Origin of the sequence: Streptomyces sp. DT224 (genome assembly GCF_049844595.1) — a bacterium.
Taxonomy (GTDB): domain Bacteria; phylum Actinomycetota; class Actinomycetes; order Streptomycetales; family Streptomycetaceae; genus Streptomyces.
Genome location: NZ_JBNCLI010000006.1, coordinates 368,296 through 384,657, shown reverse-complemented (window position 1 = coordinate 384,657; position 16,362 = coordinate 368,296). Strand labels below are relative to the sequence as shown.

Here is a 16,362-nt window from a genome sequence, read left to right as displayed (position 1 = left end):
GCCCGCATGATGGGACGAACGATCTTCATCGACCCGGGCCGTTGCATCGGCTGCCAGGCGTGCGTCTCCGCCTGCCGCGAATGCGACTCGCACCGCGGCAAGTCCATGATCCACCTCGACTACACCGACGAGGGCCAGTCCGTCGCCTCCCTTCCGACCGTCTGCATGCATTGCGAGGACCCCGTCGCCCCGTGCGCCGAGGTGTGCCCCGCCGACGCGATCCTGGTGACCGCCGACGGCGTCGTGCAGCAGGCCGACACCACCCGCTGCATCGGCTGCGCCAACTGCGTCAACGCCTGCCCCTTCGGCGTACCGAAGATCGACCTCCAGGCGAAGCTGCAGATGAAGTGCAACCTCTGCTACGACCGCACCGCCTACGGTCTCGCCCCCATGTGCGCCACCGTCTGCCCGACCGGAGCGCTCTTCTACGGCACGGCCGAGGAACTCCAGGCCGAACGCCCCGGTGTCCAGGTCGCCGACTCCTTCGTCTTCGGCGAGAGCGAGGTACGCACCGGGGTCGCGATGGTCGTGCCCGCCGACCGGGTCCAGTGGCCGGTCCCCGGCGGCCTGCCCGTCGTGGAGATCAACGGGAAGGACGTCCGACGGTGACCGAGACCGGCTACCCGCCCCCCGGCGACCCGAAGCAGCCCCCGCCCCGCGACTCCGGCAGCACACCCCCCGCCGCCCCCGGACAGCCGGCCTCCGGCGACCCCCGCGAGGCCCTGCACGACCGGATCGCCGCCGACGCCCTCACCACCCGGCGCGACTACCTGCGCATCGTCGCCACCGTGTCCGGCGGGCTCGCCATCGGCGGCCTCGGCGTCGCCGGCGGCATCCTGCCCCGCCACGGCGACCCCGACGACGGCAAGGCCCCCGCCCCCAAGAAGATCGCCGCCCAGCTCCTTCCCGGCGAGTCCATCGCCTTCGACTACCCCGACGAGGAGGACCGCGCGGTCGCCGTCCGGCTCAACGACGGCACCCTCGTCGGCTACTCCGCCATCTGCACCCACCTCGCCTGCGGCGTGCTCTGGCGCAAGGACCGGGGCACCGAGGGCGAGCTGTACTGCCCCTGCCACGAAGGCGTCTTCGACGCCCGCAGTGGCGAGGTCACCGCCGGGCCGCCGCCCCGGGGGCTGCCCAAGGTCGTGCTCACCGAGGAGTCCGACGGCAGCGTCTGGGCCGTAGGCACCACCCGCTCCGGCGAGAGCATCGAGCACGGGCTGTGCCGCCAGTTCGGCGAGGAACGCCCCGACCTGGCCTCCCGCCTCGGCTGCCCCGGCGTCCGCGACGGTGCCGAGGCGCCTGCCGCCCCCGGCGGAACCGCCCGCACCGTGGCCCCCGGACCGGTCGCCCCCGGCCCGTCCCGCACGCGTACCGGAACCGGCGCGTCCGACACCACCGGGAGCCCGTCATGAGCGACGACGACCGCCGGCCCCCCGGGACCCCGGGCCCGCAGCCCGCCCCCGACCCGCAGACCCCAGGCCCTCCGAGGCACCCCGGCCCGCACTACCCCGCCTACCACCCCGGCAGCGCGCGGGCCGAGCTCAACCGGCCCGTCCGCGAGCGCTATCCGCAGATCCGGCCCACCAGCGGCTACGGCGACCCCCGCGTCCGTCACACCGGGCCCGGGCCCGGTGCCGGCACCGACCAGGAACCCGAGCGGTCCTCCAAGCTCACCGCCCGCCTCGTGCTGGCCATGTCCGTCGTCATCGGGCAGCTGTGGGGCCTGACGGTCATCGTGGACGAGTGGATGGAGGGCAACTCCGGCACCGCGTGGTGGGGCGCCGGCTTCCTCTGCCTGTCGTTCCTCGTCGTCCTCGGGCTCTGGCTGCTCGACCCCAAGGACCGCTGACCGGCCGGCCGGGGCGGGGCGGCCGTACCCTGGAAGCATGAGTACCGCCCCCGCCCCCGGACCGCGCGACGCGGAGCCCACCACGCCGGACCGGCCCAGGCCCACGCCGGCGCTGATCTTCGACGATCCGCTGGACCAGCAGTCCGCGGACGACACGGACCGGGGGTGGGGCGAGCGGGCCCCGTCCGGCGGCAGTGCCGCGGACCTGGCGCGCTTCCTCGACGAGAAGCCCCCGCACCACATCTGACGCCACACCTCGCGCGGGGCGGTCAGCCGGCACCGTACGGTCAGGGCCGCACGCCTCAGCACAGGACCACCGCGAAACCGCCGGAGATCCCCGCCCCGGCGAGCCCGGCCGCCGTCGCCCTGGGCACCGCCAGCACGACCAGCGCCCCTTCGCCCGGCAGGCCCCCGGCGTCCGCCCGCGGCACCCGCTCCACGCGCGCACCCCTGGCCACCACCCGGGCCTCCGCCGCCCCGGGGCCTCCCGACGCGACGACGTCCACCCGGTCGCCCGGCCGCAGCAGCCGCACCGTCTCCGCGTCCGCGATCCGCACCGGCGCCGACACCAGGCGTACCGGAGGCGAAGCCCGCTCCCGGGACGCGGCCCGCGCCGTATCAGCGCCCTGCCCGCCGGCGCCGCCCCCGGCCAGTCCGGAGACGGCCAGCGCGGCCGCCGTCAGCGCCAGGCCCGCCGCCATCGACCGGCGCTGCCGCCACACCGCACGGCGCAGCCGCTGACCGGCACTCCCACGCACCCGCAGCGGCGGGAACGCGGGCACCCCGCACGGCGGCGGCGCGGGCAACGGCCCCGGCGGCGCGCCCGTGTACGGGGCGGCGGAAGCGGCCTGGGGGGAGGGGTGGGAACCGGACGAGCGCATTGCGAACACCGCCTGCGTCAGGGGCCGATGGGTCGGGTCCGGCCGCCGGAACCCCGAGGTCCCGGCGCCGGACGATCCCCACGATCCACCAGCTCCCCGATTCCCGCCGGAGCCTGTGGACCGTCAACCGCATGGGGAAAACTCCGTCACCCGCAGGCGGGAACGAAGGCAGCCGGAACCCCGCCTACGGCAGCGCGATCCCCGTCTCGAACCCGTCCAGCGCATGCCCGCACGGGCAGTCCCGGTCCTCCGTCACCGGCAGCGCCGCCACCGCGTCGAAGAGGACCGAGCGCAGCCGGTCCACATTGGCGGCGAAGACCTTCAGCACCTCCTCGTGGGAGACGCCCTCACCGGCCTCCGCGCCCGCGTCCAGGTCCGTGACCAGGGTCATCGTGGTGTAGCAGAGGCCCAGTTCGCGGGCGAGCACCGCCTCGGGGTGGCCGGTCATGCCGACCACGGACCAGCCCATCGCCGCGTGCCAGCGAGATTCGGCGCGGGTCGAGAAGCGCGGCCCCTCGACCACCACCAGCGTGCCGCCGTCCACCGCCTCCCAGTCCCGGCCCCGCGCGGCGGCCAGCGCCACCTTGCGGCCCTCGGGGCAGTACGGGTCGGCGAAGCCCAGGTGCACCACGTTCGGCAGGACCCCGTCGGCCCGGGTCTCACCGTCGTAATAGGTCTGCACACGGGTCTTCGTCCGGTCCACCAGCTGGTCCGGCACGATCAGGGTGCCCGGCCCGTACTCCGGGCGCAGCCCGCCCACCGCGCACGGGGCGAGCACCTGGCGCACGCCGACCGAGCGCAGCGCCCACAGGTTGGCGCGGTAGTTGATGCGGTGCGGGGGCACGTGGTGGCCCCGGCCGTGCCGGGGGAGGAAGGCGACCCGGCGGCCGCCGGTCTCGCCGATGAAGACGGAGTCGCTGGGGTCTCCGTAAGGGGTTTCCACGCGGACCTCGGTGACGTCCTCCAGGAAGGAGTACAGCCCCGAGCCGCCGATCACGCCGATCTCTGCGTTCGCCATGCGGTCACCCTAGGCCGTGTCCGCGAAGCGCCGTCCGGCGGGCGCGGGCGCGCGAAGACCCCGCCGAACGGGTCGGCGGGGTCTTCGCGAAAGCTGTGGAGCCGGCTGCTCAGGCGGCCGATGAACCGCTCGTCGATGAAGCGGACGAGGAGGCCGACGACGTGGACGCCGGGGCGGTCGAGGACTTCGAGTCCGAGGACGTCGAAGGGGCGGAGGACGACGATCCGGAGCCGGAGGTCTTCGCGGCGGAGGAAGCCGGCGTGCTGCTCGACGAGGAGCCGCGGCTGTCGTTCCGGTAGAAGCCGGAGCCCTTGAAGACGATGCCGACCGCCGAGAACACCTTCTTCAGGCGTCCGTCGCAGTTCGGGCACACCGTGAGGGCGTCATCGGTGAACTTCTGCACCGCTTCGAGGCCCTCGCCACACTCGGTGCACTGGTACTGGTAGGTCGGCACTTTGTTCCTCCTGGCACTCTGACTCGATGAGTGCTAACGACGCTCCATAGTGACGTATTCCGCTGGATCAGTCCACCGTGACCGGCCCGCGGTGACCGATACCACGCGCGACGGTCCGCCCCGCACCGACCGGCAGAAGCCTCGAACGCAGCGTCAGCAGGGTCGCCAGGGCGAGCACCGTACCCACCAGCGGGACCAGGAAACCGGCGCTCGCGCCGTGTCCGTCCGCGAGCCGGCCGGCCACCGTCACCGCCGCCGCCTGGCCCAGCGCGACCGCGCCCGTCAGCCAGGTGAACGCCTCCGTCCGCGCCGAGCCCGGCACCAGCGCCTCGACCAGCGTGTAGCCGTTGATCAGGGCGGGAGCGATGCAGAGCCCGACCAGCAGGCCGAGCCCGGCGAGCAGCGGCGCGGAGTGCACCGCCCACAGGCCCGACGCGGTCAGCGCCAGCGCCGTGTAGCCGACGAGCAGGCGGCGGCGGGGACCGGACTTCCAGGCGACGGCTCCGCAGGCGATCCCGGCGAGCATGTTGCCGGCGGCGAAGATCCCGTACAGCACGCCGTTGGCGCCCGGGTTGCCGATCTCCTCGGCGAACGCGGTCAACGAGACCTGCATGCCGCCGAAGACCGAGCCGATGCCGAGGAAGGCCACCGCCAGCACGCGTACGCCGGGGATGGACAGGGCCGAGGCGTGCCGCTCGGCGCCGGGCAGGGCGCGGTCGCGGACCGGCGGCTGCGTGGCGCGCCGCGCGGCGAAGAGCAGACCGCCGACCAGGGTGAGCGCGGCCTCCGCGATCAGGCCGGCCGCCGGGTGCACGCCCGTGCAGAGCGCGGTGGCGATGACCGGTCCGATGACGAAGGTGAACTCGTCCGTCACCGACTCGAACGCGGCGGCCGTCGCCAGCAGCGGGGACGCCTCGCGGCCCGGTGCCGCGCCGAGCATCGCCGCCCAGCGGGCCCGCACCATGGGGCCGATCTGCGGGACGGACGCGCCGGTCGGGGCGGCCGCGGCGAACAGGGCCCACAGGGGCGCGTCCGCCAGGGCCAGCGTCACCAGGACCGAGACGGAGGCGGCGTGGACCAGAACGCCGGGCAGCAGCACGGCCCGCTGGCCGAACCGGTCGGCGAGCTTGCCCGTCTGCGGGGCGAACAGGGCCATGGAGACCCCGGTGACGGCCGCGACGGCGCCGGCGCTGCCGTACGAGCCGGTGGTGTGCTGGACCAGCAGCACGATGCCGATGGTCAGCATCGCGAAGGGCTGCCGTGCGGCGAAGCCGGGAAGGAGGAAGGTCCACGCCCCGGGGGTGCGCAGCAGCTGCCCGTATCCGGGGCGTTCGGAGACCGTGGACGCCACGGTCCTTGCCTTTCTGCCGCCTGGTGGCCGTGCCCCCGGGGCGGCCGGCACAGGAGTGCGGGCCCGGGCGGGGCTGCCGAGAGCTGTCCTCTTCGCGCGGAACTGCGGTAGATGCCGGGCGCTCGCGGCCGGTGTGCGGGGCACAGCCGGTACGGAGGACGCCACGACCGCCATACGGTCGCGCCAGCTCTGCGTCAGGCAGAGTTGGTCGATCAATCGGTGGTTCTAGGTTTCCTTCATGCTACAGGCAGGAAGGGCGGAGGCCCTGTGATTGTGGGCGCTCCACCCCTCGCCGCCTGTGAACGCGGTGCGTGGGCGCTCAGTGATGTGCCCTCGCGTTGCGCTTGTGCCCTTCCTGTTCGGCGGTGCCCTGCTTGAGCCAGCCGGCCAGCTTGCCGCCCTCGGCGACCGCGCGCAGCCGTGCCTCGGCCGCGTCGCGCACCGGGTCGGTGGCCACGACGAGCAGTTCGTCGCCGCGCCTGAGCACCGTGGACGGGGCGGGTACGAAGCTCTTGTCGTCGCGCACCACGAGGGTGACCGCGGCGCCCGCGGGCATGCGGAGCTCCCCGACCTCGACGCCGTGCATCTTCGACTTCGCGGGGATGGCCACGGACAGCAGGTGACCGCGCAGCCGTTCCAGGGGCGCCGATTCGATGCCCAGGTCGGAAGCCTCGGACGGGTCGTCCTTGATGTCGAGGGCCTTGGCGAGCCAGGGGAGGGTGGGGCCCTGGATGAGGGTGTAGACGATGACCAGGACGAAGACGATGTTGAAGACCCGGGTGGAGCCCTCGATTCCGGACACCATGGGAATGGTCGCCAGGATGATGGGTACGGCGCCGCGCAGCCCGGCCCACGACATGAGGGCCTTCTCCTGCCAGGGCAACCGGAACGGCACCAGCGAGATGAAGACCTCCAGCGGCCGTGCCACCACGGTCAGCACCAGGCCCACGACGACGGCGGGCCAGAAGTCGTCCAGCAGGTCGTGCGGGGTGACCAGCAGGCCGAGCAGGACGAACATGCCGATCTGGGCCAGCCAGCCGAGCCCGTCCGCGAAGCCCCGGGTCGCCGGCCAGTGCGGCAGCTTGGCGTTGCCGAGGATCATCGATGCCAGGTAGACGGCGAGGAACCCGCTGCCGTGGAGCATGGCGCCGGCCGCGTACGCGGACACCGCGATGGCCATGACGGCGATCGGGTAGAGGCCGGAGGCGGGGAGCGCCACATGGCGCAGCCCGTACGAGCCGAGCCAGCCCACGGCGATGCCGACGGCGGCGCCGATGGCCAGCTCCAGGGCTATCTCGCCGATCAGTACGTACCAGCTGTCGACCTCGCCGATGGTCGAGAAGGCGACGACGAGGATGACCACGGGGGCGTCGTTGAAGCCGGACTCGGCTTCCAGGACGCCGGTGACGCGGGCGGGCAGCGGGACCTTGCGCAGCACGGAGAAGACCGCCGCGGCGTCCGTCGAGGAGACGACCGCGCCGATGATGAGCGCCTGCCGCCACTCCAGGCCGACCAGGTAGTGCGCCCCGGCCGCGGTCACGCCCACGCTGATCGCCACCCCGACCAGCGACAGCATCGCGGCCGCCGGGAGCGCGGGTCTGACCTCTTTCCACTTCGTGCCGAGGCCGCCCTCGGCGAGGATCACGACGAGCGCCGCGTAGCCGATGACCTGCGTCAGTTCCGCGTTGTCGAACTTGACGTCGAAGAAGCCGTCCTGGCCCAGGGCGATGCCGATGCCCAGGTACAGGAGCAGGCTGGGGAGCCCGCTGCGGGACGAGAGGCGTACCGCCACGACGGCGACGAGCAGGACGAGCGAGCAGGCGAGCAGGAGTTCGTTGAGCGAGTGGACAGTCAGTGGCCGGTCCTTTCCCTGCGTACGCCTGCCGGATCGTCTTCCGGCGGCCGGTACTTCGTTACCTTACCTAATCTTTAACGTTTTCTTGATGCGTTCGAGTATTCGTACGATCGCTACGCAATTCGAGCCATCCTGATACCGCGTCCGAGTGGGTGACGCGCTGCGCCTATGGTTGCTCCTGCACTCCCAGGACCGCCCTGCCCTCGAAGGACAGCGATGCCCGCCACAACAACCGCCTCTTCCGGATCCACCGGTACCGCCGGTGGCGGGCCGCGCAAGAAGAAGAAGGGGCGCCGCGCCCGCCTGCTCGTGATCGTCCTGGTGCTGGCGCTGGTCGCGGGCATCGGTTACGGGACGTACTGGTCCGTGTCCACCGTGCGCGCCTCCTACCCGCAGACCAGCGGGACCGTCCACCTCGACGGCCTCTCCGGCAACGTCGACGTCAAGCGCGACGGCTACGGGATCCCGCAGATCTACGCGGACTCGGACGCCGACCTGTTCCGCGCCCAGGGCTTCGTGCAGGCGCAGGACCGCTTCTGGGAAATGGACGTACGCCGCCACCTGACGGCCGGCCGGCTCTCCGAGATGTTCGGCTCCGGGCAGGTCGAGACGGACTCCTTCCTGCGGACGCTGGGCTGGCGCAAGGTCGCGCAGGAGGAGTACGACACCGTCCTGTCCGACGAGACCAAGAAGAACCTCCAGGCGTACGCGGACGGCGTGAACGCCTACCTGAAGGGGCGCGACGGCAAGGACATCTCCGTCGAGTACGCCGCGCTCGGCCTCACCAACGACTACAAGCCGACGGAGTGGACCCCGGTCGACTCGGTCGCCTGGCTCAAGGCCATGGCCTGGGACCTGCGCGGCAACATGCAGGACGAGATCGACCGCTCGCTGATGACGAGCCGGCTCGACGCCGACGAGATCGAGCAGCTCTACCCGGAGTACCCGTACGACAAGCACGAGCCGATCGTCACCGAGGGCGGCGTCTCCTCGGTCACCGGCACGTTCGACCCGAAGGCCACGGACTCCGAGGGCAGCGGCACCGGCACCGTGGCGGGCGCGGCCCAGGGCCTGAACACGCAGCTCGGCGCGCTCTCCGACACCCTGGACGAGATCCCCGCCCTGCTCGGCCCGAACGGCACCGGCATCGGCTCGAACTCCTGGGTGGTCTCGGGCAAGTACACGACGACCAACAAGCCGCTGCTCGCCAACGATCCGCACCTCGCGCCGATGCTGCCGTCCCTCTGGTACCAGATGGGCCTTCACTGCCGGCAGGTCTCCGAAACCTGCAAGTACGACACCGCCGGCTACACCTTCTCCGGCATGCCCGGTGTGATCATCGGCCACAACCAGGACATCGCCTGGGGCTTCACCAACCTCGGCGCCGACGTCACCGACCTCTTCCTGGAGAAGGTCACCTCCGACGGCTACCTGTACGACGGCAGGACCAAGCCCTTCACCACCCGCGAGGAGACCATCAAGGTCGCGGGCGGCAAGGACCGGCACATCACGGTCCGCGAGACCAACAACGGCCCGCTGGTCTCCGACCGCAGCAGCGAGCTGGAGAAGGTCGGCCAGAAGGCCCCCGTCACCAACTCCGCGCCGGACCGCGCCGACGGTTACGCCGTCGCGCTGAAGTGGACCGCGCTGGAGCCCGGCCACTCCATGGACGCCGTGTTCGAGCTGAACCGCGCCAAGGACTTCGCCGGCTTCCGCAAGGCGTCCGAGCACTTCGAGGTTCCCTCGCAGAACCTGATCTACGCCGACACCAAGGGCAACATCGGCTACCAGGCCCCCGGCAGGATCCCGGTCCGCAAGCAGGGCGACGGCACGACGCCCAGCCCCGGCTGGTCCTCGGCGTACGGCTGGAAGAAGGACCCGATCCCGTTCGCCGAGCTGCCCTACGAGTACAACCCGAAGCGCGGCTACATCGTCACGGCCAACCAGGCCGTGATCGACGAGGACACGTACCCGTACCTGCTCACCAAGGACTGGGGCTACGGCAGCCGCAGCCAGCGGATCAACGACCTCATCCAGTCGAAGATCAAGGGTGGCGGCAAGATCTCGACCGAAGACATGCAGAAGATGCAGATGGACAACACCAGCGAGATCGCCGCGCTGCTGGTGCCCGAACTGCTGAAGATCAACATCGCCGACAAGGACGTCCGCCAGGCGCAGAAGCTCCTGGAGGGCTGGGACTACACCCAGGAGGCCGACTCGGCCGCCGCCGCGTACTTCAACGGCGTCTGGCGCAACATCCTCAAGCTCGCCTTCGGCGACAAGCTGCCCAAGGAGATGCGCGTCGAGGGCGAGTGCCTGAACGTGCCGCCGCCGAAGAACTCGGGCCCGGCCGACGAGCAGGACCGGCTGGTACGCGAGTGCGGCCAGCGCTCCCCGGACTCCGCGCAGCCGGACGGCGGCGACCGCTGGTACCAGGTCGTCGCGAACCTCATGGACAAGCCGGACAGCAAGTGGTGGAAGTCGCCCAAGAGCCGCAAGGACAAGGCGACCGCGACCCGCGACGAGCTGTTCGCCCGCGCCATGGAGGACGCCCGCTGGGAGCTGACGGCCAAGCTGGGCAAGGACATCACCACCTGGAACTGGGGCCGGCTCCACCAGCTGACCCTCAAGAACCAGACCCTGGGCACCGAGGGCCCCGGACTCCTCCAGCGGCTCCTGAACCGGGGCCCCTGGAACCTCGGCGGCGGCGAGGCCGCCGTGGACGCCACCGGCTGGAACGCGGCCGGCGGCTACGAGGTGGTCTGGGTGCCGTCGATGCGGATGGTCGTCAACGTGGCCGACTGGGACAAGTCCCGCTGGATCAACCTCACCGGCGCCTCCGGGCACGCGTTCAGCGCGCACTACACCGACCAGACCGACAAGTGGGTCAACGGGGAACTGCTGCCCTGGGCCTACGGCACGAACGCCGTGGCCGGGACGACGACGGACACGCTGACCCTGAAGCCGTAAGCGCGTGAGCGCCCCTCGGGGCCCCCGGTGACTCAGCTCGCGCTGAAGCGCCGGGGGCCTTCGGGTGTGACCACCGCGTTCACGGGGAAGTCGTGCGGCTCCGCCGGCACCTGTGCGGTCACCTCGTTCGCGTACAGCAGGACGATGAGCGCGGGCACGGCCCCGGCGGCCGTCAGGCGGGCCAGCACCCGGTCGTAGCTGCCGCCGCCGCGCCCCAGGCGCATGCCGCGCGCGTCCACCGCGAGCCCGGGCAGCAGTACCGCGTCCGCCTCCAGGACGGCGTCGGGGCCCAGCCGCTCGCCGGTGGGTTCGAGCAGCCCGCGCCCCGCCCTCGCGAGCCCTTCCGCGCCCTCGTACGCCGCCCAGTCCAGGTCGTTGTCGGGGAGGAGCACCGGCAGCAGCACCCGTACGCCCCGCGCGCGCAGCGCGTCCAGCAGCGCGCGGGTGCCCGGCTCGCGCCCCACCGAGACGTACGCGGCGACGGTACGGGCCCCGGCCAGCTCCGGCAGTCCGAGCGCGTGGCGGGCGAGAACCGAGGCGGCCCGTCCGACGTCCTGGTCCGTCAGGAGGCGCCGCGCGGCGAGCAGATCGCGCCGCAGTACGGCCTTTGCGGACATGTCGGTGTTCAACGGACACCCACCGGCCTCTCGGACAGGTCCATATGAGGACAAAGTTAACCGGAGCCTCATCTACCGCCCATGTGGCCCCGTTAAAGTTCAGCGCATGACCCAGTCGAGCTCCAGGATCAGCAAGGCCGTCATCCCGGCGGCGGGCCTCGGGACCCGCTTCCTTCCGGCTACGAAGGCCACTCCCAAGGAGATGCTGCCTGTCGTCGACAAGCCTGCCATCCAGTACGTCGTCGAGGAAGCGGTGGCCGCCGGACTGCACGACGTGCTGATGGTCACCGGCCGCAACAAGCGTCCCCTGGAGGACCACTTCGACCGGAACTACGAGCTGGAGGGCGCCCTGACCCGCAAGGGCGACGCCGACCGGCTGCGCAAGGTCCGCGAGTCCACCGACCTCGCCACCATGCACTACGTCCGCCAGGGCGACCCCCGCGGGCTGGGCCACGCCGTCCTGTGCGCCGCGCCGCACGTCGGCGACGAGCCGTTCGCGGTGCTCCTGGGCGACGACCTGATCGACCCCCGCGACCCGCTGCTGTCCCGGATGACCGAGATCCAGGAGCGCGAGGGCGGCAGCGTCATCGCGCTCATGGAGGTCCCGCCCGAGTTGATCCACCAGTACGGCTGCGCGGCCGTGGAGCCCACCGCCGAGACGGACGTCGTACGCGTCACCGGCCTGGTCGAGAAGCCGGAACCCGCCGACGCGCCCAGCAACCTCGCGATCATCGGCCGCTATGTCCTGGACCCCGCCGTGTTCGGGATACTGCGCCGCACCGAGCCGGGCCGGGGCAACGAGATCCAGCTGACCGACGCCCTGCAACTGCTCGCCGAGGACGAGAAGGCCGGCGGGCCCGTGCACGGCGTCGTCTTCAAGGGCCGGCGCTACGACACCGGCGACCGCAGCGACTATCTGCGTGCCATTGTCAGACTCGCGTGCGAACGTGAGGATCTGGGGCCGGAGTTCCGCAGCTGGCTCCGCCGGTACGTCACCGAGGAGATGTAGCACGTTGAGCAGCACGATCTGGTCGGTGGACGAGCACCTGGAAGACATCCTCGCCGCGGTGAAGCCGCTCGAACCCATCGAGCTGCAACTGCCCGATGCCCAGGGCTGCGTCCTGGTCGAGGACGTCGTGGTGGAGGTCGCCCTGCCGCCCTTCGACAACAGCTCGATGGACGGTTACGCGGTCCGCGTCGCCGATGTCGAGGGTGCCACCGAGGAGTTCCCCGCCGTCCTCACCGTCATCGGGGACGTCGCGGCCGGTGACGACGGACTCGGCCCCGGCCGGCGCGTCGGCGCGGGTGAGGCCGCCCGCATCATGACCGGCGCCCCGCTCCCGGAGGGCGCCGAGGCCGTCGTCCCCGTCGAGTGGACCGACGGCGGTACGGGCGAGGGCCCCGCCGCGGCGATGCGCGCCCACAGCGACGCCCCGGAGGGCGCCGGCGGAGAGGTCCGCGTCCACCGCCCCGCCGAGGCCCGCGCCCATGTCCGGGAGCGGGGCAGCGATGTGCGCCCCGGCGACCTCGCGCTCAAGGCGGGCACGGTGATCGGGCCGCCCCAGATCGGCCTGCTCGCCGCGATCGGCCGCTCCACCGTCACGGTGCGGCCCCGCCCCCGCGTCGTCGTCCTGTCCACCGGCAGCGAACTCGTGCAGCCCGGCGGCGAGCTGACCGGCGGGCAGATCTACGACTCCAACAGCTTCGCGCTCACCGCCGCCGCCCGGGACGCCGGGGCCATCGCCTACCGCGTCGGTGCGGTCGCCGACGACGCCGAGACCCTGCGCGCCGCCATCGAGGACCAGCTGATCCGCGCCGACCTCGTCGTCACCACGGGCGGCGTCAGCGTCGGCGCGTACGACGTGGTGAAGGAGGCCCTGTCCTCCGTCGGCGACGAGGACGGGCCGGGCGGCGGCGTGGACTTCCGCAAGCTCGCCATGCAGCCGGGCAAACCGCAGGGCTTCGGCGCCATCGGCCCCGAGCACACCCCCCTGCTCGCCCTCCCCGGGAACCCGGTCTCCAGCTACGTCTCCTTCGAGCTGTTCGTCCGCCCCGCGATCCGCGCCCTGATGGGCCTGCCCGCGGTGGACCGCCCGACGGCGCGGGCCGTGCTCGTCGCGGACAAGGCCCTGTCCTCACCCGCCGGGAAGCGCCAGTTCCTGCGCGGGACGTACGACGCCGAGGCCGGCACCGTCACGCCCGTCGGCGGCTCCGGCTCGCATCTGATCGCCGCGCTCGCCCAGGCCGACGCCCTGATCGTGCTCCGCGAGGACGTCACCTCCGCCGAGCCCGGCTCCGACACCGAGGTGATCCTGCTCCGCTGACCGCGCCCCGGTGGCGGTACGGTATCTGGCGCTGTGCCGTCCGGGGGACACCCCCCGGCCCCCGGACCGCGCCCCGGTGCGGCCCGGGGAATCCGGCGCCCTACCGCTAGGCGGAGTGAGTTGAGTACGCAGAACAGGCTGACGCACATCGACGAGGCGGGTGCCGCCCGCATGGTCGACGTCTCCGGGAAGGACGTCACCGCGCGCGTCGCCCGCGCCAGCGGCCGGGTCCTCGTGTCGCCGCGTGTGATCGAACTGCTCCGGGGTGAGGGGGTCCCCAAGGGCGACGCCCTCGCCACCGCGAGGATCGCCGGGATCATGGGCGCCAAGCGCACCCCGGACCTGATCCCCCTCTGCCACCCGCTGGCCGTCTCCGGGGTGGGCGTCGAGCTGAGCGTGGCCGACGACGCCGTGGAGATCACCGCCACGGTGAAGACCACCGACCGCACGGGCGTCGAGATGGAGGCCCTGACCGCCGTGTCGGTCGCCGCGCTCACCGTCGTGGACATGGTCAAGGCGGTCGACAAGGCCGCGGTCATCACGGACATCCGGGTCGAGGCGAAGTCGGGCGGCAAGTCCGGCGACTACGTACGCGCCCAGGCACCCGGGACCGGCGCGTGAGCGCCCCCGGCGCCCCGGCCCCCTACCGCGCCCTCGTCGTGACCGCGTCGAACCGCGCGTCCGCCGGGGTCTACGCGGACAAGGGCGGGCCGCTGATCGCCGAGGCGCTGGCGGGGCTCGGCTTCACCGTCGACGGCCCGGAGGTCGTGCCCGACGGCGACCCGGTCGAGCGGGCGCTGCGGACCGCGGTGGCCGCCGCGTACGACGTGGTCGTCACCACCGGCGGCACGGGCATCTCGCCCACCGACCGCACCCCCGAGGCGACCCGCCGCGTCCTGGACCACGAGGTGCCCGGCATCCCCGAGGCGATCCGGGCCGAGGGCCGCGACAAGGTCCCCACCGCCGCGCTCTCACGCGGCCTGGCGGGCGTGGCCGGCCGCACCCTGATCGTCAACCTCCCCGGCTCGACCGGCGGGGTGCGCGACGGGCTTGCCGTCCTCGAACGGCTCCTGGTGCACGCCGTGGACCAGCTGCGCGGCGGCGACCACCCCCGACCCGGGAGCCCGAGCTGAACGTCCCGACCTGGCCGGTGATCCTGGTGGACGGCGATGTCGCCCTCCGGCCCATCAAGCTGCGCGACCAGCGCGACTGGCGCGAGGTCAACCGGCGCAACCGGGACTGGCTGCGCCCGTGGGAGGCGACGGTCCCGCCGCCCGCGCCCGGCGGACCGGTCGCCCAGCGGCCCACGTACCGCCAGATGATCCGCCACCTGCGCTCCGAGGCGAACGCCGGCCGGATGCTGCCGTTCGCCATCGAGTACCGGGGCCGGCTGGTCGGGCAGCTGACCGTCGCCGGGATCACCTGGGGCTCGATGTGCTCGGGGCACGTCGGCTACTGGGTGGACCGGGAGGTGGCCGGGCGCGGGGTGATGCCCACCGCCGTCGCGCTCGCCGTCGACCACTGCTTCCAGGTGGTGGGACTCCACCGCATCGAGGTGTGCATCCGGCCCGAGAACGGGCCCAGCCGGCGGGTCGTGGAGAAACTCGGATTCCGCGAGGAGGGGCTGCGTCCGCGATATCTGCACATCGACGGGGCGTGGCGCGACCACCTGATCTACGCGCTCACGGCGGAGGAAGTGCCGGACGGGCTGCTGCGGAGGTGGCACCGCTCGCGGCCCGTTCCCCGTACGGATCAGCCGGAGCCTCCCGCATAAATAAAAAATATGTTCGAATTGCTCTCGATCGGCTGATCCGGACCCTCGTGAAGAAGTCCGTGATATCGGCCGGATCGTGCGACACACCGCGCCAATTGGCGGATGCCTCCGCGCAAACCCCTCTACGGTGTGAGATGTGAGCAGCAGCGGCCTCATCTACGCAGTCATCGTCGGGGCCTGGGCCGCCTACTTGGTGCCGATGTGGCTCCGCAGGCAGGACGAACTGAACGAAGAGCGTCCGACGGAGCGCTTCAGCACCGCCATCCGGCTGCTGTCCGGCCGGGCGGCGATGGAGCGCCGGTATGCCAAGGGGCTCCAGGAACGCACCGGGGACGAGGCGGCACCCGACGCCGACCCGGACGTGAGCACGGACCGAATGGACTCCGTCGACGTCCGGGCCTTCGCCGCGCCCCCGGCGCACACCGAGGCCCGGATGCACGACCCGGCCGGTACGCCGGAGCGCGCCCCCCGCAAGCGGCGCGGTGCCGAGCCCGCCGCCGCCCGGCGCGCGCGCCCCGGCGGCATCGACGCGGAACGCGCCCGGCGCGCGCAGCGCCACCAGGTCCTCGCGCGCCGCCGGCGCACCACCGTGATCCTCTTCCTCGCCTTCACGCTCGGCGCGATCGTCGCCGCGGTCGGCGGCCTGCGCTTCCTGTGGGCGCCCGCGGTCCCGGCGGTGCTCCTCAGCGCGTACATCGCCCACCTGAGGGCGCACGAGCGGCGCCGGTTCGCCTTCACCATGGACCAGCAGCGCGCCGAGGTGGCGGCCCAGCGGCTCCGCGAGAACCGCCCCCGCCGCCACCAGCCCGCCGCCACGGCGCCGGCCGAGGCCGACGAGGACTCCGAGCCGCGCCACCCGGTCCCCGAGCCGACGCCCACGGTCTCCCCGCAGGAGGCCGGCCGCCGCGCCCTGGTCGAGCAGACGGACCACGCGGAGTGGGTGGACCAGCAGCGCGAGCGCGGCCGGGTCCAGGGCGACAGCTGGGAGCCGGTCCCGGTGCCCCTGCCCACCTACGTCACCGCCCCGGTCGCCCCGCGCGCCACGGGCGGGGTCGAGGTCGGGGACCCGGAGACCTGGAGCGCGGCGCGCTCCAGCGCCGCCGAGCCCGCCCAGCCGGACCCCGCGGCGCACCCGGTCGACCCGGCGCCGCGCCGGCGCTCCCCGCAGTCCCGCCGCTCCCGCGACCGGGGCCGCACACCGCTCTTCGACCAGTACGAGGACGGCGACCGCCCCCGCGCGGCCAACGAGTGACACCGCGCCGGACG

The 16,362-nt window shown here is 72.9% G+C and carries 17 protein-coding genes; 11 read left to right on the top strand and 6 right to left on the bottom strand.

Annotation, left to right across the window (positions count from 1 at the left end; all coding sequences use genetic code 11):
* Positions 1-6 precede the first annotated feature (6 nt).
* Genes ACLQ2N_RS17580 through ACLQ2N_RS17565 form a run of 4 tightly spaced genes read left to right on the top strand, consistent with a single transcriptional unit; the run spans position 7 to position 2,099 of the window.
* Positions 7-609, top strand: coding sequence for a 4Fe-4S dicluster domain-containing protein (locus ACLQ2N_RS17580; protein WP_018104243.1), 603 nt, complete (start codon positions 7-9; stop codon positions 607-609).
* Positions 606-1,415 carry a ubiquinol-cytochrome c reductase iron-sulfur subunit gene (locus tag ACLQ2N_RS17575; RefSeq protein ID WP_425813958.1) on the top strand — a complete coding sequence of 270 codons (810 nt, stop codon included), beginning with the start codon at positions 606-608 and terminating at the stop codon, positions 1,413-1,415. Before ACLQ2N_RS17580 ends, ACLQ2N_RS17575 begins: the two co-directional genes overlap by 4 nt.
* Positions 1,412-1,852 (top strand): hypothetical protein, encoded by a 441-nt coding sequence (locus ACLQ2N_RS17570; RefSeq protein WP_425813956.1) that lies wholly within the window; start codon positions 1,412-1,414, stop codon positions 1,850-1,852. Before ACLQ2N_RS17575 ends, ACLQ2N_RS17570 begins: the two co-directional genes overlap by 4 nt.
* A gap of 37 nt (positions 1,853-1,889) precedes the next feature.
* Positions 1,890-2,099 carry a hypothetical protein gene (locus ACLQ2N_RS17565; protein WP_425813954.1) on the top strand — a complete coding sequence of 70 codons (210 nt, stop codon included), beginning with the start codon at positions 1,890-1,892 and terminating at the stop codon, positions 2,097-2,099.
* 55 nt (positions 2,100-2,154) lie between these two features.
* Here the strand turns inward: ACLQ2N_RS17565 and ACLQ2N_RS17560 are convergent, their stop codons facing one another.
* The 5 genes from ACLQ2N_RS17560 to ACLQ2N_RS17540 form a co-directional block, all read right to left on the bottom strand.
* Entirely contained in the window at positions 2,155-2,733 is a 579-nt protein-coding gene (locus ACLQ2N_RS17560; RefSeq protein WP_425813952.1) for a hypothetical protein, read from the bottom strand.
* 184 nt (positions 2,734-2,917) lie between these two features.
* Positions 2,918-3,751, bottom strand: a complete 834-nt coding sequence (locus tag ACLQ2N_RS17555; protein ID WP_425813950.1) for an S-methyl-5'-thioadenosine phosphorylase — start codon at positions 3,749-3,751, stop codon at positions 2,918-2,920.
* Positions 3,752-3,860: 109 nt separating this feature from the next.
* Positions 3,861-4,205, bottom strand: coding sequence for an FmdB family zinc ribbon protein (locus tag ACLQ2N_RS17550; protein WP_425813948.1), 345 nt, complete (start codon positions 4,203-4,205; stop codon positions 3,861-3,863).
* Between the two features lie 67 nt (positions 4,206-4,272).
* Positions 4,273-5,556 carry an MFS transporter gene (locus ACLQ2N_RS17545; RefSeq protein WP_425813946.1) on the bottom strand — a complete coding sequence of 428 codons (1,284 nt, stop codon included), beginning with the start codon at positions 5,554-5,556 and terminating at the stop codon, positions 4,273-4,275.
* A gap of 319 nt (positions 5,557-5,875) precedes the next feature.
* The gene (locus ACLQ2N_RS17540; RefSeq protein ID WP_425814215.1) at positions 5,876-7,384 is read right to left on the bottom strand and encodes a potassium/proton antiporter; all 1,509 of its coding nucleotides are present in this window, start codon (positions 7,382-7,384) and stop codon (positions 5,876-5,878) included.
* A gap of 243 nt (positions 7,385-7,627) precedes the next feature.
* Between ACLQ2N_RS17540 and ACLQ2N_RS17535 the strand changes: the two genes are divergently transcribed.
* Positions 7,628-10,381: a penicillin acylase family protein gene (locus ACLQ2N_RS17535; protein ID WP_425813944.1), complete on the top strand. Its 2,754-nt coding sequence runs from the start codon at positions 7,628-7,630 to the stop codon at positions 10,379-10,381.
* 32 nt (positions 10,382-10,413) lie between these two features.
* Here the strand turns inward: ACLQ2N_RS17535 and ACLQ2N_RS17530 are convergent, their stop codons facing one another.
* The gene (locus ACLQ2N_RS17530) at positions 10,414-10,998 is read right to left on the bottom strand and encodes a 5-formyltetrahydrofolate cyclo-ligase (RefSeq protein WP_425813942.1); all 585 of its coding nucleotides are present in this window, start codon (positions 10,996-10,998) and stop codon (positions 10,414-10,416) included.
* Between the two features lie 106 nt (positions 10,999-11,104).
* On the opposite strand from ACLQ2N_RS17530, the gene galU reads away from it, so the two are divergent.
* The 6 genes from galU to glpR all read left to right on the top strand — a co-directional run bounded on the left by galU (position 11,105) and on the right by glpR (position 16,348).
* A complete protein-coding gene (galU, locus tag ACLQ2N_RS17525; protein WP_425813940.1) occupies positions 11,105-12,007 on the top strand; it encodes a UTP--glucose-1-phosphate uridylyltransferase GalU in 903 nt (300 codons plus the stop codon).
* A 4-nt stretch (positions 12,008-12,011) separates the two neighbouring features.
* On the top strand, positions 12,012-13,322 hold the full coding sequence (gene glp, locus ACLQ2N_RS17520) for a gephyrin-like molybdotransferase Glp (protein WP_425813938.1): 1,311 nt from the start codon (positions 12,012-12,014) through the stop codon (positions 13,320-13,322).
* Between the two features lie 120 nt (positions 13,323-13,442).
* On the top strand, positions 13,443-13,943 hold the full coding sequence (gene moaC, locus ACLQ2N_RS17515) for a cyclic pyranopterin monophosphate synthase MoaC (RefSeq protein ID WP_425813936.1): 501 nt from the start codon (positions 13,443-13,445) through the stop codon (positions 13,941-13,943).
* Positions 13,940-14,455: a MogA/MoaB family molybdenum cofactor biosynthesis protein gene (locus tag ACLQ2N_RS17510; RefSeq protein WP_425813934.1), complete on the top strand. Its 516-nt coding sequence runs from the start codon at positions 13,940-13,942 to the stop codon at positions 14,453-14,455. The genes moaC and ACLQ2N_RS17510 overlap by 4 nt, the downstream gene beginning before the upstream one ends.
* A 17-nt stretch (positions 14,456-14,472) precedes the next feature.
* Positions 14,473-15,096, top strand: a complete 624-nt coding sequence (locus tag ACLQ2N_RS17505; protein WP_425813932.1) for a GNAT family N-acetyltransferase — start codon at positions 14,473-14,475, stop codon at positions 15,094-15,096.
* Positions 15,097-15,232: 136 nt separating this feature from the next.
* On the top strand, positions 15,233-16,348 hold the full coding sequence (gene glpR, locus ACLQ2N_RS17500; RefSeq protein ID WP_425813930.1) for a gephyrin-like molybdotransferase receptor GlpR: 1,116 nt from the start codon (positions 15,233-15,235) through the stop codon (positions 16,346-16,348).
* Positions 16,349-16,362: the final 14 nt, after the last annotated feature.